The organism is Microbacterium sp. AR7-10 (assembly GCF_001878835.1).
GTDB classification, from domain to species: Bacteria; Actinomycetota; Actinomycetes; order Actinomycetales; family Microbacteriaceae; genus Microbacterium; species Microbacterium commune.
Genome location: NZ_MJIR01000055.1, coordinates 1 through 15,901 on the forward strand (window position 1 = coordinate 1; position 15,901 = coordinate 15,901).

Below are 15,901 nucleotides of genomic sequence, written 5' to 3' on the forward strand. Positions count from 1 at the left end.
TGCCGAGAGAACTCGAGGTCTGAGCAGTGTAGTTGAAGTGTTTATGTTAAAGACCGGGCACCCACCGAGATCCACACCCTAGAGTTCGTCGGCAGCGTCAGATGTGTATAAGAGACAGGTCACGCTAGGGCGCGCGGCACGGACGACTGCCGACGGATCCCGGCGGCTGTGCACAACTCGCACGAGACGGCGAGCTGTGCACAGCCGCCGTGAAGACGCGATCAGCCCTTGACGGCGAAGTTGACGATCTTCGGCGCACGCACGATCACGCGCACGATCTCCTTGCCCTCCAGGGCGCGCTGCACCTTCTCGTCGGCGCGGGCGGCGGCTTCCAGATCGGCGTCGGAGATGTCGGCGGCGACCTCGAGGGTCGCGCGCACCTTGCCGTTCACCTGCACGGCGGTGGTGACCGTGTCCTCCACGAGCAGGGCGGGGTCGGCATCCGGCCACTGCACAGCGCTGACCGACGGCTCGTGACCGAGGCGGGCCCACATCTCCTCACCCGTGTGCGGCGAGATGAGCTCGAGGATCATCGCGACGGTCTCGGCGGCCTCGCGCACGGCGGGGTCGGCGGCTCCGGCGCCGGTGTCGATCGTCTTGCGGATGCCGTTCACCAGCTCCATCAGACGCGCGACGACGACGTTGAACTTCGTCTGCTCGACGAGCGCCGGCGCATCGGCAAGCAGACGGTGCGTGATGCGGCGCAGGGCCGCGTCACCGGCATCCGGTGCCGTTCCCGGCTCGCTCGCCACCTCGTCGGCGACGCGCAGAGCGCGGGAGAGGAACTTCTGCGCGCCCGACAGCGACACGCCGTTCCACTCCTTGTCGTCCTCCACCGGACCGGCGAAGGCGAGGCCCAGGCGCAGAGCGTCGGCACCGTACTGCCCGAGCAGGTCGGACAGCTCGACGAGGTTGCCCTTGCTCTTCGACATCTTCGCGCCGTCCATGATGACCATGCCCTGGTTCACCAGGTTCGAGAACGGCTCCTCGAAGTCGATCAGGCCGAGATCGAAGAGCACCTTCGTGATGAACCGGGCGTACAGCAGGTGCAGGATCGCGTGCTCGACACCGCCGAAGTACCCGTCGACCGGCGCCCAGCGCTTGGCCTCGGCGGGGTCGAACGCGAATTCGGAGCTGTTCGGCGACAGGAAGCGCAGGAAGTACCACGAGCTGTCGACGAAGGTGTCCATGGTGTCGGCGTCGCGCAGCGCGGGCTCAGCCGATGCGGGATCGACGGTGCGCACCCACGACTCGGCCGCGCCCAGGGGCGACGAGCCCTTCGGGCGCAGGTCGAGGCCGTCGACGCTCGGCAGCTGCACGGGCAGACGGTCTTCGGGCACGGGCACGACGCTGCCGTCGTCGAGGTGAAGCATCGGGATCGGCGTGCCCCAGAAGCGCTGGCGCGAGATCAGCCAGTCGCGCAGGCGGTAGTTCTTCGCCGCGCGGCCGGTGCCCGCCTTGCCGAGCGTGGCGATGGTGCGGGCGATGGCCTCGGCCTTGTCGACGCCGTCGAGGTCGCCGGAGTTGACCAGGCGCCCGTTGCCGATCAGCGCGGTGCCGGTCACGGCGGGATCGAGCTCGGCGAGGTCGTCTCCCTCGTTCGCACCGCCGGTGACGGTCGTGTCGACGACGACCCTGACCGGCAGGTCGAACGCGCGAGCGAAGTCCAGGTCACGCTGATCGTGCGCGGGCACGGCCATCACCGCGCCGTGGCCGTAGTCGGCCAGCACGTAGTCGGCGGCCCACACCGGCATCCGCTCGCCGTTCACCGGGTTGATCGCATAGCGCTCGAGGAACACGCCGGTCTTCGGACGGTCGGTCGACTGCCGCTCGATCTCGGTCTGCTTCTGCACCGTCTCGAGGTAGTCCTGGAAGCGCATCCGCACCTCCGACGACGACCCGGATGCCAGTTCCGCCGCCAGGTCGGAGTCGGGGGCGACCACGAAGAACGTCGCCCCGTGCAGCGTGTCGGGCCGCGTCGTGAACACGGTGACCGGCTCGTCGCGACCCTCGATCACGAAGTCGACGTCGGCACCGGTGGATCGGCCGATCCAGTTGCGCTGCATCTGCAGCACCTTGTGCGGCCAGTGCCCCTCGAGAGTGTCGAGGTCGTCGAGCAGACGGTCGGCGTACTCGGTGATCTTGAAGTACCACTGCGTGAGCTTCTTCTTCACGACCTCGGCACCGCACCGCTCGCAGCGGCCGTCGACGACCTGCTCGTTGGCGAGCACGGTCTGGTCGTTCGGGCACCAGTTCACGGCGCTCTTCTTGCGATACGCCAGCCCGCGCTCGTACAGCTTCAGGAACAGCCACTGGTTCCAGCGGTAGTACTCGGGGTCGGAGGTGTGCAGCACGCGCGACCAGTCGTACGACATGCCGTAGCCGCGGAACCCGGCCTTGTGCTGGTCGATGTTCTTGTAGGTCCACTCCCGCGGGTCGGCGCCGCGCTTGATCGCCGCGTTCTCGGCGGGCAGCCCGAACGAGTCCCAGCCGATCGGGTTGAGCACGTTGTGCCCGCGGTGCCGCCAGTACCGCGCGACGATGTCGGGATACAGGTAGTTGATGGCGTGACCCATGTGCAGGTCGCCCGACGGGTACGGGAACATGCCGAGGATGTACTTGCGGGGCCGCTCGTCGCCGTCGCCGCCGGCCACGAACGTCTCGTTCTCGGCCCAGTATTCCTGCCACTTGAGCTGGATGTCGTGCGCGGACATCACTTCAGGGGACTCGGCGTGGGACGCGTGCTCGGTCAAGGAACGGCCAATCTGACGATGCGGAACGGCCCGGAAATCGGGCCCTTCCAGGGTATCGCGAGCGGCATGCGGTCAGGAAACCGGCAGCAGGTCGCGCCAGGGCTGCGGCAGCGCGGCGCCGAGCGCGGCGAGTGGAGCGCGTGCCTTCGTCGCGACCTCCGCGGCCTCCGCATCCGGTCGGGAGAGCCAGGTGATCCCCCCACCGGCGCCGACGGATGCCGAATCCGCGTCGATCACGATCGTGCGGATGACCATGGCGAGGTCGACTCTGCCGTCGAGGCCGACGTGACCGAAGCACCCCGAGTAGATGCCGCGGGGCCCCTTCTCGAGGCGGTGCAGGATCGTCATCGCCGACAGCTTCGGCGCACCGGTCATGCTGCCCGCCGGGAAAGCGGCGTCGCACAGGTCACCGAACGTCACGCCGTCGCGCAGCCGTGCGCTGACGGTGCTCACCAGCTGATGCACCGCCGGGTAGGTCTCGACGTGCCACAGGCGCTCGACCTGGACCGAGCCAGGAACACCCACATGCGAGAGGTCGTTGCGCATGAGGTCGACGATCATGACGTTCTCGGCGCGCTCCTTGGCATCCGTCTGCAGCTCTTCGGCGAGCCGCACGTCGTCGGCCGGCGTGACTCCTCGCGGTCGGGTGCCCTTGATCGGACTCGTCGACACGCGCCCGGCCCCCGTAGTGAGGAACTGCTCGGGACTGGCGCTGAGCACGTGCTGCCCCCCCACCCGCAGGTAGCCGCCGTGATGCGCGGGCGTCGCCGCGCGCAGCCGCAGGTACACGGCGAAGGGATCGTCGGGACGGGCGGCGGTGAACCGGGTGGTGAGGCACAGCTGGTACGCATCGCCGCGCCGGATCGCCGCGCGGCACTCCTCGACGAGGGCGCTGTACTCGGCGACCCCGTGCCGCGCCGCGGCGTCGCGCGTCGGTGCCGCCGGCGGGGGCGGCTCGATCGGCATCGCGGCGAGCGCGTCGTGCACCTCGGCCGACCACGCCTCGAGGTCGGTCTCCGGCGCGAGAGCGTGCACCGTTCCGGTGGTGTGGTCGAGGGCGACGGCACGTGTGACGGCGATCCACGTGGGCGCCGCGGGGCTGTCGGCGATCGGGGCGCCGTTCGCCGCCGCGCCGTGCTCGTAGGGCAGCCACCCCACCCAGCCGCCGAGGAACGGGATCCCGGATGCCTCAGCCGCACCGCTCAGGTCGACGCGGCGCACCGTCTCGGGGTCGTCCTCCACGGGGCCGGTGCCGATGATGCTCCACCCCTCGCGCGGGTCGGTTCCGGCATCCAGCCAGAACGCCGCCCCGGCATCGTCGAACAGGTGCGCGAAGAGAGAGCCGACGTCGGAACGGTGCGCGTCCACCGGACGCGCCACGACGTGTGCGGTGAGGGGAAGCGGTGCGGGCACCTTCACAGCGTATGGCTCCGCCGCAGGCTTTACGCTCGTGGGGTGAACGACATCGTGCTCTGGGTCATCGAGGCCGTTCAGGCCGTCGATCCTGTGCTGCGCACGGTGCTGGCCGGTCTGGCGATCATGCTCGAGACGAGCATCCTGATCGGCCTGGTCGTGCCGGGCGACACGGTCGTACTCGTCGCGGCGATCGGCGTCGACGGCTGGGTGGAGGGCATCGCCCTGGGCGTGACCGTGGTGATCGGCGCGCTGATCGGCGAGTCGATCGGATTCTGGCTCGGCACGTGGGCGGGTCCGTACATCCGCGCGTCGTGGCTGGGGCGCCGGATCGGCGAGGAGCAGTGGCGGCGATCGGAGCGGTACCTGCGTCGACGTGGTGGGGTGGCGATCTTCCTCTCCCGGTTCCTGCCCGTGCTGCACTCCCTCGTTCCGCTGACGGTCGGCATGAGCGGATACGCATATCGCCGGTTCATCGCCTGGACGCTGCCCGCCTGTGTGCTGTGGGCCGCGCTGTACGTGGGTGTCGCAGCGACCGCGGCGGGCAGCTACCCCGAGCTGTCGGAGAGGGTGCACTACGCCGGGTACGTGTTCGTCGGCGTGATCGTCGTGCTGCTCCTGGTGCTGCTCGTCGGCAAGAAGCTGCTCGCCCGCCGCGAGGAGCGCCACATGCTCCGGATCAGCGACACCGATGAGGGCGGGCAGCAGAGCGGACAGTGACCGTCGCGTGCGAAGCGTGAAAGACTGGAGCCGATGACTCCTGCGTCACCGGCCAAGATCCACTGGTTCGCCCGCCTCGAACACCGCCTCCACGTCTGGCGCGAGCGCCGCGCTCGCCGACGAGGACGTTCGGCGACCGTCGTCCCGTTCCCCGGCTACGGCAGCACCGGCTGGGTGCGCGTCGTCGGTCGGGCGCTGATCGTCCCGACGCCGCGGAAGAACGCTCGCGGGGAGGGCGGCGTGCGCGGGTGGCGTTCGTTCGTCAGCATCCCCGTCAGCTTCGCCTCCGTCGTCGTCGAGATCGGCGGGCGCACGCACACGGTCGTCGCCGACCGCGGCGGGGTTATCGACTCCGTCATCGAAGCGGAGCTGCCGCCGGGCTGGCAGACCTTCTCGATGTCGGTCGAGGGAGAGGAACCGGTCGACGCCACCGCGTTCATCGTCGATGAGAGCGTCGACTTCGGCGTGGTCTCCGATGTCGACGACACCGTGATGGTCACCGCGCTGCCACGGCCGTTCATCGCCGCGTGGAACTCGTTCGTCGTCGACGAGCACGCCCGCACTCCCGTGCCCGGGATGGCGGTGCTGCTCGAGCAGCTGCGGCGGGACAACCCCGGCTCGCCGATGATCTACCTGTCCACGGGCGCGTGGAACGTCGCTCCCACGCTCACCCGCTTCCTCAGCCGTCACCTCTTCCCCGCCGGAGCGATGCTGCTCACCGACTGGGGGCCCACGCACGACCGCTGGTTCCGCAGCGGCCAGGCGCACAAGACGGGCAACCTGCGCCGGCTGGCGGAGGAGTTCCCGAACGTGCGCTGGCTGCTGATCGGCGACGACGGCCAGCACGACGAGGCCATCTACTCGCAGTTCCTCGAAGAGCACCCCTCCTCCGTCGCGGCTGTCGCGATCCGGCGCCTGCTGCCGGCCGAGGCTGTGCTCGCCGGCGGGCGCGCCTCGGGCGAACACGCCGAAGGCAGCGTGCCGTGGGTGAGCGCCGAGGACGGCGCGGGGCTGCGCGAGCGGCTCACCGAGGTCGGCATCCTGGCGGAATGAGCAGCTCGCTCACGCGCACCGAGTGGACGGCCCGTGCGCAGACGCACGCCGAGCGGGCCGACGCCCTGACCGCGGCGCATCGCGCGCGGCAGCAGCGCGGCGAGAAGCATCCCGTCGAGGACTTCCTCTTCACCTACTACTCGTACAAGCCCGCGCAGCTGCGGCGGTGGCATCCGGGTGCCGGTGTGACGCTTCAGGATGCCGGGGAGCGCGCCGAATGGCGCTGGTACTCCCCCGGCGTCGAGCCAGGCGGATACGCCCCGGATGCGGAAGCGTTCCGCGGCGAGAAGCCTCAACTGGCGTCTCTCGTGGAGCGGATGCTGCGGCTCACCGCCGCCCGCCCCGGCCAGTTCGGATGCTTCGGGCTGCACGAGTGGGCGATGGTCTACCGCACGGACGAGCACCGGCACGCCGTGCCGCTGCGCCTCGGCGGCGCCGGGACGGACGCCGTCGTCGAGGCCGCCGAGCTGCGCTGCACGCACTTCGACGCGTTCCGCTTCTTCACCGACGATGCCGTGCCGCGCAACCGGGTGCCGTTGACCCGGGAGAGTCAGCCCGATCTCGAGCAGCCCGGCTGTCTGCACGCGGGGATGGACGTGTACAAGTGGGCGGTCAAGCTCGGCCCGCTCGTTCCCGGTGAGCTGCTGCTGGATGCCTTCGAGCTCGCCTCCGACATCCGCCTGCTCGACATGGAGGCCGCGCCCTACGACCTGTCAGCGTGGGGCGTCCGGCCCGTGCGGATCGAGACGGCCGAGGGCAAGGCCGAGTACGTCCGCCGGCAGCGTGTGTTCGCCGAGCGCGGCAACCTGCTGCGCGAGGCTCTGCTGACGGCGTGGCTCGGTCGCGATCAGCGGCCCTCAGACGGCCGCGATGAGCCGTCGTCTGCCGGTCGCGCTCGGCGGTCGTCTGCCCGTCGCGACTAGCGGTCGTCTGCCAGCTGCATCCGCAGTCGCATGACGTGCTCGGCGGCGTCCCGCAGGCGGTCGGGGCTGAGTCTCCCGTCGTCGACGGCGCCCACGATCCCGGAGACCATCTGGGGCGCGGTCTGCGCCGTCGACCCGGCGACCATGAGCACCATGTCGTTGCCCGCCTGCAGTGCCGTCACGGCGTTCGCCACGGGATCCTGGTACTCGGCGATGCCCGATCCGCTGAGCATGCCCAGGTCGTCGGTGATCATCACCCCGTCGAAGCCCAGCTCATCCCTCGCGATCTCATGCCAGCGGGCCGACAGCGACGCGGGGGCCGGATCGACGGCCGTGTACGCCAGGTGCCCGAACATGAGCAGCTCCGCGCCGGCGTCGATGCCCGCGACGAACGGGCGCGACTCGCCCGACTGCCACTGCTGCAGGGTCATCGCGGTCGTGGGGATGCTGTGGTGGGAGTCGCCGGGCGCTGCACCGTGACCCGGAAAGTGCTTCAGCGTCGAGAGCACCACGCCCTCCTCGCCGTCGACGGCGGCCGTCACCCGTGTCGACGCGGAGCCGGGGTCGGGGCCCAGCGCCCGAGAGGCGATGAAGGACGAGGCGTCGGCCGGCACGTCGGCGACGATCCCGAAGTTCACGTTCGCACCCGTCTCGGCGATGAGGGCGGCACGCTGGGCGAACACCTGCTCGGTGCGTGCCGCATCGAGTCCGTGCAGGCCCCGCCCGCCCGGCAGCGTGTCCCACGGCAGGCGCCGCACGACGCCGCCCTCCTCGTCGATCGCGATGAGCGGAGGCAGCCCGGGGTCGAGGGTGAGCGCATCGCTCAGCGCTCTGACCTGAGATGCGTCAGCGCCGATGTTCCCGCCCATCAGGATGAATCCGCCCAGAGGCGCGCCCTGCGGTGCCGACTGCATGTATGCGCGCAGGGCGGCGGGGTCGGTGCCGGAGATGTGCCCCATCACGACGCTGGCGGCCTGCTCGGTGATGCTCATCGCCGCGACCGCGTCGACGGCCGGATCCCGCGACGGGCGGGGTTCGGGCGACGGCACGACGGTGGGACCATCGGGGCTCGCGGGGCTCGATGCTGCGGGCGCGGCGGGAGTGCACGCGGCCAGCAGGCACACGGCCAGGGCAGCGGCGAGGGCACCACGGATCGCTCGAGCACGCATGGTGTCGACGGTACTCGGCCACTCCGACCGTCGGCTGTGCGAGGCCGTGGCGTGGACGTCGACGTCGACGTCGGCGGATTGCTACCCTGGTGCTGACGTGACCGGCGGGACGACCCGACGGAGTGATCGCAGGTGGGGACGGCCCCGCAGATTCGGTTCGCACCGTGACCCGCTCCGCTCTCACTCGCACCGTTCTCACGCGCACCGCGGTCGTGCGGCTGCTGCTCGGCTGGGCCTCCTTCGGCGTTCTGCTCGCTTTCGCACCGGTGCTGCGGAATCGGCTGCCGTCGCCGCTGCTCTGGTTGATCCTGGCCGCGATCGTCGCTGTCATCATCGTGTGCGCCTTCGGCGTCGTCACCGAAGCCGAACACCTCGCGCACCGGCTCGGCGACCCGTACGGAACGCTCGTGCTCACCCTGTCGATCGCGGCCATCGAGGTGATCCTCATCTCGGCGGTCATGCTCGGCCCCGGCGAGCATCAGACGATCGCGCGCGACTCGGTGATGGCCGTGTCGATGATCATCATGAATCTCGTCGTCGGCGTCGCCCTGATCGTCGGCGGACTGCGGCATCGCGGTCTGCGCGCGAACCGCGACGGAGTGTCCGCTTATCTCGCGATGCTGATCGTGCTGCTGGCGGTCGCGTTCGCGTTCCCCGCGTTCCTCGGCGAGAGCGGATCGTACGCCCCAGCCGCGGCGATCGCCATGATCGTGCTCGTCGTGCTGCTCTACGCGTTCTTCCTGCAGAGGCAGATGGGGCCGCAGAAGACGGACTTTCAGGAGCCGGGGGCTCGCTTGAATGCGGGTGCAGGGCCCTCTCACGCCTCGGTGCGAACCGTGCTGACCGCGCACCGGCGCGAGCTCGTCGCCCGCACGCTGCTGCTGCTCGCGCTCGTGCTGCCGATCGTGCTGCTCTCGCACGACATGGCCAGGCTGCTCGATGCCGGCCTCGACCACCTCGGTGCTCCGGTGGCGCTCTCGGGCATCCTGATCGCGATGATCGTCTTCCTGCCCGAGACGATCACCACCGTGCGCGCGGCCCTGGTCGGCGAGATGCAGCGGGTGAGCAACCTGTGTCACGGTGCTCTCGTCTCGACCGCCGGTCTCACCATCCCCGCCGTGCTGACGATCGGCCTCGTCACCGGCGAGAGGGTGGTGCTCGCCGAGAGCCCGATGAACCTGCTGCTGCTGGGTCTCACTCTGCTGCTGACCATGGCGACCTTCTCCGCACGGCGGGTGAATCCCGTGCACGGCGCCGCGCACCTGCTGCTGTTCGTGGTCTACGGGATCAGCGTGTTCGTCTGACCCCCGTCGAGGGCGTTGGTCGGCTACTGTCTCAGTGCACGACGCCGGCTGCTATGTGGTGATCAGCTCCCAGTCAGGCAGGCTGCTGGTGACCGTCCCCTCCGCGGCATCCGGCCCGGCTGTGGTGACGGAGATCGACACCCGCGCGGGACAGTACGTGACTCCGACACTATTTCCGGCAGCGGCGACGACGATGAAGCCATCGTCCTGAAGCTGTGTGACCGTCGTGCACAGCGGACAGTCGCCGGTGCATTCGGGGGTGCGACGCCCCGCCGAGACGTTTATGATCCGTCCACGCTCGCCGAGCATCTCTGCGGCTTTGCGCATGCCCAGAGACAGCCTGCCGACCGTGGCGGTCTTGTCCCGGCCGAGGGCCTTGACACTGAGCACTTCGGTGAACGGTGAGCTGTGCGCAAGGAGTATGGCCGCCACTGCGGTTCCGTGGCCGTGCTCGTCGCGAACTCCCTCGCCGGTCAGGTCCACCTGTTCCAGAACCTTGCCCACGAGAGGAGGATAGTCGTCGCAGACGCCGGTGTCGACGACGGCGATGGTGATGCGGGAATCCGACCACGGTGCCGTCTCTACCCATTCGGGTCTGACAGGTCTGCTGCGCCACCGCCCGTCCGCTGAACGCAGAAAGTCCATCGTCAAGGATGTGCCGAGCGCCTCCACCGGGTCGTCGGCGCCGAACCCGGTGCCGAGGAGGGCGGCGTCACCTCTGTTCATCAGGTTTCTCCGTCGGCTCATCATCCCCCGCTGCGCGTGGCGGGGCCGTCGATCCTCCGTCTGACGTTCCTGCGGTTGCGACGGCGGTGGCGCCGACACCGAGCAGAGCTCCCAGAATTCCGATGCCGGCTTCTGCGCTGATGATCCGAGTCGACATGAGCGCAGCTATCACACCCACGCCGAACAGCACGATGACCAATCTGCCCCAGTTCTTCAGCACGAACGGGATGGTCACCGGCGTCGAGGCCGCGTTGCCTGTTGCGGTGCCGATGATCACTTCCCTCGTCAGTGATTCCGTCAGACCTTCCACCGTGGCCTTGACTGTGTAGCGTCCCGCCTTCGTGAACGTTGTCGTGAACGTATCGCCGCCCTGCGACGACGGCGTGGCCCCGACGGCGCCCCAATTGATCGTCTTTCCACTTTCGACTCCGACAAGGCCGAACAACAGCTCTTCATTCGGGGCACCCGACGTGGGCCCCTTGATGCGGGCGTCATCACCGAGCCCACGGGCAACCTCGTCAGACGTCGTTGCGACGGTCTGGCCTTTCCTCACTGCGGTCGCGATCACATTCAGGGCCCGGCGGTGGTAGAGATGCGCGAACACGAGCGCCACGACGATCACGAGGATCGCCGCGACCACGAAGATGATGGCCATGTAGTAATTCGACAGCGCGATATTCACCGCGGTAGATGCAGGGTCGAATGGTGTACTGCTCGGTTCCGGTGTCTCCATTGCGCACTCCCCAGTGTCCCAATGCGGCGGCAGCCCGCCCCCAGGCGATGCTTTGTCACACAGTGGCACCCCTGAGGTCCCGCGTTAATGGCCAGATGATCCGTTGAGCCTGATGGCCGTTTTCCGCAGCGACCTGTCGTGCACGGGGCGGAGGACGCAGGCTGCGGCGAAGGGCACGAGCGCCTGCGCAGCCCGCTTAGGCTGATCCGCCGCGGACAAGAAGAAAGTCCCACGATCACTCGCGGGACTTCTTATCGGTGGACCTGAGGGGACTCGAACCCCTGACCCCCTGCATGCCATGCAGGTGCGCTACCAGCTGCGCCACAGGCCCGGATGGTCTCGCTTAGTACCAAGAACCCCCGGAATCAGGCCCTTCGGCTTCACTCCAGTGGTGATGGGCACCAGCATACGCGATCGGTCTTCGAGGGTTCTGGATGGTGCTCGAGGGCTCTCGAGGTATCTGAACCGTCCAGTAAATGACTATCACTCGATTTCCGCGACGCCGCATGAGGTAGCGAGTCGGCCGCGGCACTCGTCCGGGGCGGCCAGGTCGGGGCCTACTAGTGGGCCGACCCCGAAGACCTTAAGGCAGTCGTGGGCGACGTCGTATAGGTCGTTCGCCCAACTCACGCGACTAGCTGCTGTCCTCCTCGGCGAGCTAGTCGCCGTCTTCGACGTGGCCTCGGATCGGATCCCTACCCGGGCACTTGTCTTAGACCGGTGACAATCGTCTCGCTGAGGGGCCGCCGATCGAGAGCTCGAGCATCTCCTGCGCACTCGACTCGCCGTGGCTTGCGCTTGCGCAATTCCGAGGCCTTAGGGTGCACACATGGATCCCAGCTTGGCGCTTCTACTGGCGGTTCTCGGCGTCGTGGTGGCAATAGTCGCGGCCGCAGGCACATGGGCGGGAGTCTTGCGAAGGCCACCGAGACGCCGAGTGCAGTACTACATCGACCGGAGTATGCGTTTCCTTCCTGACATTCCTGCCGGGGATATCGTTGCGGCCCGCCTGGGTTTGCAGGGGAAGCAGGACGTAGCGATCACGGTGGTCCGATTTGCCAATACCGGCCGCGTTTCGCTGCCGCCGAGCGAGTGGGATGGACCGTTGGAGATCCGGTGCTCTGGTCAGCGCGTGCTCTCGGCGCGACAAAGTAATGCAAGCCCGTCTGGTCTAGAAGTCGGTCTGAGGGTCGACCGTGATCGTGTGTTGGTGGACCCGTTTCTGCTCAACTCGCGCGATCTCGTCGAGATCGAGTTGACTACCGAGAAGTCGCCGGAGGTGAGCGTTCATGCACGAATCAAGGACGTCAGGCGCGTTGCCCGAAAGCGGTATGTCTACCCGCCGGGCACTGGCATTGATGGGGCGCTGATGACCGGGGACAAGATCGTGTACTTCGTCGGCTTCCCAGCCATGCTCATTCTCTTCTTGGTCTTGGGACTGACTCAGGGAACAGCTGAGGCTCAGTTGCTCTCCGTCATATGGGTCCTCGCGCTTACGATCGCGATCTATGGGTTCCTAATCTGGGCCATCACGCAGAGCAGGACGTGGCGGCCCCGTTGACCTGCTGAGTCTGGCGAGGTGCTGAGACGCTATATGAATGCTCTGTTTCGGGGCTCGCCCGTCCTGAAAGGACACTAATGCCACTTCCAGAGCCGGTGCGGGCCGAGGTCACAGAGTACGCAAAGCAGGATCTTGCCGGAGACATCTACCAGCACGTGGAGTTCTTCAGCTTCGTTAGCGATGTGGAACTCCGCCAGCGGATCGGGCAAGAGTTTTTTGCAGCTAGATACCTCTACAAGCTCTGGGAGGGTCTGCGGATTGGCGAACCATGGGCGGAACAATCGCAAGTCCAACTCCAGGTTCAGCAGTACGCCTCCATCTACGAGGCCTTGATCCACCATCTGTTGTTCACCGAGGCAGCCGACGAGCCGGAGGTTCGACGGCTCTTCGAGTACAGAGCGCTCGTCGAGAGACCGTTGCCTGGTTACATCATGGAGAAGGTTCGAAAGCTCGATGCGGCGGACGCTGATGACATCGTGGGGGCGGTGCTAGCGACGAAACGCACCCAAGAGTCGAAGATTCGTTTCGACAGCAAGGTCGCGGCGGCAGTACAGCTAGGCATCGTTGATGAGGCCTTGGGTAAGGAGATTGTCGGCTTCTACTCCGCCCGAAACTACATCCACATTCACGCGGAGCTTCGGCAGGGCGATCTCGAGTGGCAAGTCTCGTTCGCTCGCGACGCGTACAGGCGATTGCGGCCATTCAAGACGCAGGTGAGCAACTGGCTCGAGAGGAGAAGTCACGAATGACTCAAGTCCAGGGCTGAAGGTTAGATGCCGGGGATGGCCAGCGGTGCGCCAACGCCTAGACGGCTGCGAGCGCGCGTGAGGGCGTTGACGATGCTGGCAAGTAGGCGAAGCTCTGTGGGACCGCGGGCGTCGGGTCAAGGTCGGCGAGGGCGACGGGGTCCGTCAGTCGTTCCGCCTCCCCGACGACAATGGCCACTGCGGTCGCGGCCCCTTGGTAGTACTCGAAGAATGCGTCGCGCTCGATGATGCCGACGGACCCGTACCTGTCCCAGATGTCCTGAGGCGTCCCTTGCACGATCTCATCGACAGAGAAGTGACCAATCACCTTGCTGACCGGAGCCGTCGCATAGACCCAGACGGTGTCGATGTCGTCCGCAAGCCTGCGCTTGCGGAACTCGACGAGCTTGCGACCGTCCATGATGGCGTCGGCGTAGCGCTCATGAATCGCCATCAGGGCCACGCGTTGAGCTGCTGTTCCACCCATGCGATTCCCTCCGGGTTCTTGACTCGCGTCACGGACTGAGGCCAGGTAGTTACGACACTATGCGCCCGCAACTCATCAACCGGCCAAGGCGGGACGATGAAACGGTCGTGTCGAAACAGGATGGTCAGTACGGCGCTGCCATCGTTATGCAGGTCTGCGACATCCTCCTCCGAGTACACCGTGCGCTTGAAAGACAGCTCGATGGTCTCGATAGGGTCCTGCGACTTGTGCGACCGTTCGGCGACTCCAAGGGCAACGACCGCACCGTCACCCTTGAGGCCGCCCTGGCTCCGATAGAACAGGAGCGTCGAGCCGGGCGGAATGTGATTGGTGGGGCTTCGGCAGAGATAGGCCTTCTTGATCGCGTTGCCATGCGCCTTGGGTTCAGGGTCGGCGCCTGATATGGGTACGGCTCCAGAAGGCCCGAACACCTCCGCGTCGGGGAACAAGTCTTCGTACCACTTCGGGATGATGGGGATGACGAAGATGGGCTGACCCGCGCGGATTGCCTCCGGCCCGTACGCGATATGGTGCGGCAGTCCCTCGAGGTCAGAGCCGGCCGGCGGATCGAGAGTCTTCAGCCACACCTGCTCGTCGGGGTGGTTCTGGTCCTTGACGCCGACCTGGATGAAACCGAAGTCGGTCAGGAACTCCTGCAGACGGTCTTGGCTCGCGTCCACTTCGACAAACATGTCGCTCGGCCGACCGTACTCGTTGGCAGCCCACCGTAGGACCGCCTTCAACAGCAACTCACCCAGACGGCGGCCCGCCGCGAAGTCGGCGACCTTGAACGTGGACAGCTTGATGGCGTCTTTGCCCACCGCAACCGGATGGGAGTCGCGCATCTTGACGATGGCGAGAGCCTCGTACCTCCCGTCGGCACCGCGCACCATCCATGCACGTCGCGACGCCGACTCCGCCTTGACCTTGGCAATCCACCCGTCGAAGTCAGCGTATGTCGCACGGAGGCTGTTGAAAATGGGTTCGCTGGCGTCGAGTTCGTAGGTGTTCAGCGCTTCGACCGACGGCGGCGGAGGAGGAGCACCGGGGTGCCACGTCTCCAACTGCGCGGCGGCGTCGTCAGGCCGAAGCACCCTCGACTCATGTCCGAGCCGAGCTGCTCGCTTGCGCAGCTTCGAGTCGTTCGTGACGAGGAAGTGCACCGCTCCGATGTCGAGCGCGGCAAGGATTCGCGAGTCCCTGTCGTCGTTGGGGGAACGCGGCGCAGGGAAGACATCGAGAACGTGCTGCGGTACGGCAACCTCATGGAGCGCCGGGTACTTGGCGTACGCCGCGATGTTCTGCTCGCGGTGGACGCTGTCGGACGTTTCCTTGAAGTCATCGAGCGTCGCAGGATGGACGTAGACCTTATGCCCGTGTTCGCCGGCGATGCGAAGGAACGTGCTGACAACCGGCTGCAGTTCTTCGAGCCGCCCGTTGAAAGGCTCGGCTGTAATGACGACGTTGGAGTCGATGAGAAAGGACATCTGCGTCTGCATCGAAGCCTCCTTGGGCCGATGCTATGGGAACTCTGTGTCGTCGAGCCTTCTCCCCGCGGCGGCGGCGTGTACTCGATAGCAGACAGCCTGCCTCCCACGCGCTCCGGTTCGAAGCACTCGACATGCAGTGCGGTGATGTCGCCATCCTCCATCGACCCGTCGACGAGATCGCATGCGCCTCTATTGCCGTGGCGAATCTGTCGCAAGTCCGCTACTCAATCCGACCTAGCACCGTCCGTGAGCCGGGCGCCGTGCGCCCGCAAGCCGGTGGTTCAGCGGTCGGCTCGGGGCGCGCCACCCCGATCGCCACCGTTGGGTCGACCTTCAGCCGTGATGCTCAGATGACCTGCCCGCGGGAATGCCCGATGATCGCCACTCAAACGGGCACCGAGTCAGTCAACGCGGCTTTACCGCCGCGGCGCGATAGTTCACGGGTGTCTCCGGCGGTCGCGCCGTGAGCTTCTCGTCGCGGTAGCGCCGTTCGTGCGCGCGCAGCCTCAGCAACCGAACGACCGTGATTGGTCCATTGACTGCAAACTTGAGCGCATTCCAGAGGCACAGCAGCACGAGCAGATTGATCCACCCCGGGGCGCCGCCGGCAACCCACTGCGCGAGTGCGGCGGCGATCACGATGTAGACGACGGCAAGGAGCATCGCGGGCACGCCCCACTTGAGTCCGCGGCGGGTGTGTGTGGCGCGGATCAGGATGTTCGTTGGCATGCTCTGCTGGAGGAACGCGTAGATGCGACTCACGAATGCGATCAGCAGTTGGAACATTGGCCAGGCCCCTCCTTCAGGCGTGGAGCTTTCGTGT

The 15,901-nt window shown here is 67.1% G+C and carries 14 protein-coding genes and 1 tRNA gene; 6 read left to right on the forward strand and 9 right to left on the reverse strand.

Going from position 1 to position 15,901, the window contains the following annotated elements; genetic code table 11:
* Positions 1-221 precede the first annotated feature (221 nt).
* A complete protein-coding gene (leuS, locus tag BFN01_RS06985; RefSeq protein ID WP_083428690.1) occupies positions 222-2,714 on the reverse strand; it encodes a leucine--tRNA ligase in 2,493 nt (830 codons plus the stop codon).
* Positions 2,715-2,825: 111 nt separating this feature from the next.
* Positions 2,826-4,133: an aminodeoxychorismate synthase component I gene (pabB, locus tag BFN01_RS06990; RefSeq protein ID WP_071643040.1), complete on the reverse strand. Its 1,308-nt coding sequence runs from the start codon at positions 4,131-4,133 to the stop codon at positions 2,826-2,828.
* 75 nt (positions 4,134-4,208) lie between these two features.
* On the opposite strand from pabB, the gene BFN01_RS06995 reads away from it, so the two are divergent.
* Genes BFN01_RS06995 through BFN01_RS07005 form a run of 3 tightly spaced genes read left to right on the forward strand, consistent with a single transcriptional unit; the run spans position 4,209 to position 6,862 of the window.
* On the forward strand, positions 4,209-4,886 hold the full coding sequence (locus tag BFN01_RS06995) for a DedA family protein (protein ID WP_071642999.1): 678 nt from the start codon (positions 4,209-4,211) through the stop codon (positions 4,884-4,886).
* Between the two features lie 33 nt (positions 4,887-4,919).
* On the forward strand, positions 4,920-5,939 hold the full coding sequence (locus tag BFN01_RS07000; protein WP_071643003.1) for an App1 family protein: 1,020 nt from the start codon (positions 4,920-4,922) through the stop codon (positions 5,937-5,939).
* On the forward strand, positions 5,936-6,862 hold the full coding sequence (locus BFN01_RS07005; protein WP_256221061.1) for a 3-methyladenine DNA glycosylase: 927 nt from the start codon (positions 5,936-5,938) through the stop codon (positions 6,860-6,862). The genes BFN01_RS07000 and BFN01_RS07005 overlap by 4 nt, the downstream gene beginning before the upstream one ends.
* Here BFN01_RS07005 and BFN01_RS07010 read toward each other — a convergent pair.
* Positions 6,859-8,031, reverse strand: coding sequence for a glycoside hydrolase family 3 N-terminal domain-containing protein (locus tag BFN01_RS07010; protein WP_071643005.1), 1,173 nt, complete (start codon positions 8,029-8,031; stop codon positions 6,859-6,861). The genes BFN01_RS07005 and BFN01_RS07010 overlap by 4 nt on opposite strands.
* A gap of 164 nt (positions 8,032-8,195) precedes the next feature.
* Here BFN01_RS07010 and BFN01_RS07015 point away from each other — a divergent pair, with 164 nt between their 5' ends.
* The gene (locus BFN01_RS07015; RefSeq protein ID WP_071643042.1) at positions 8,196-9,335 is read left to right on the forward strand and encodes a calcium:proton antiporter; all 1,140 of its coding nucleotides are present in this window, start codon (positions 8,196-8,198) and stop codon (positions 9,333-9,335) included.
* A 51-nt stretch (positions 9,336-9,386) separates the two neighbouring features.
* On the opposite strand, the gene BFN01_RS07020 is transcribed toward BFN01_RS07015, so the two are convergent.
* The 3 genes from BFN01_RS07020 to BFN01_RS07030 all read right to left on the reverse strand — a co-directional run bounded on the left by BFN01_RS07020 (position 9,387) and on the right by BFN01_RS07030 (position 11,125).
* On the reverse strand, positions 9,387-10,061 hold the full coding sequence (locus tag BFN01_RS07020; RefSeq protein ID WP_071643007.1) for a S8 family serine peptidase: 675 nt from the start codon (positions 10,059-10,061) through the stop codon (positions 9,387-9,389).
* Entirely contained in the window at positions 10,048-10,716 is a 669-nt protein-coding gene (locus BFN01_RS07025; RefSeq protein ID WP_071643009.1) for a hypothetical protein, read from the reverse strand. The genes BFN01_RS07020 and BFN01_RS07025 overlap by 14 nt, the downstream gene beginning before the upstream one ends.
* Positions 10,717-11,052: 336 nt before the next feature.
* Positions 11,053-11,125: transfer RNA gene (locus BFN01_RS07030), tRNA-Ala, on the reverse strand.
* 606 nt (positions 11,126-11,731) lie between these two features.
* Here BFN01_RS07030 and BFN01_RS15185 point away from each other — a divergent pair.
* A complete protein-coding gene (locus BFN01_RS15185) occupies positions 11,732-12,355 on the forward strand; it encodes a hypothetical protein (protein ID WP_143187192.1) in 624 nt (207 codons plus the stop codon).
* Positions 12,356-12,432: 77 nt separating this feature from the next.
* A complete protein-coding gene (locus BFN01_RS07040) occupies positions 12,433-13,104 on the forward strand; it encodes a hypothetical protein (RefSeq protein ID WP_071643014.1) in 672 nt (223 codons plus the stop codon).
* Positions 13,105-13,159: 55 nt separating this feature from the next.
* Here the strand turns inward: BFN01_RS07040 and BFN01_RS07045 are convergent, their stop codons facing one another.
* The 3 genes from BFN01_RS07045 to BFN01_RS07055 all read right to left on the reverse strand — a co-directional run bounded on the left by BFN01_RS07045 (position 13,160) and on the right by BFN01_RS07055 (position 15,864).
* Complete coding sequence (locus BFN01_RS07045; protein ID WP_218161804.1) at positions 13,160-13,555, reverse strand: hypothetical protein; 396 nt, start codon at positions 13,553-13,555, stop codon at positions 13,160-13,162.
* Complete coding sequence (locus BFN01_RS07050) at positions 13,555-15,087, reverse strand: hypothetical protein (RefSeq protein WP_083428693.1); 1,533 nt, start codon at positions 15,085-15,087, stop codon at positions 13,555-13,557. Before BFN01_RS07050 ends, BFN01_RS07045 begins: the two co-directional genes overlap by 1 nt.
* A 396-nt stretch (positions 15,088-15,483) precedes the next feature.
* Positions 15,484-15,864: a hypothetical protein gene (locus BFN01_RS07055; protein ID WP_071643019.1), complete on the reverse strand. Its 381-nt coding sequence runs from the start codon at positions 15,862-15,864 to the stop codon at positions 15,484-15,486.
* Positions 15,865-15,901: the final 37 nt, after the last annotated feature.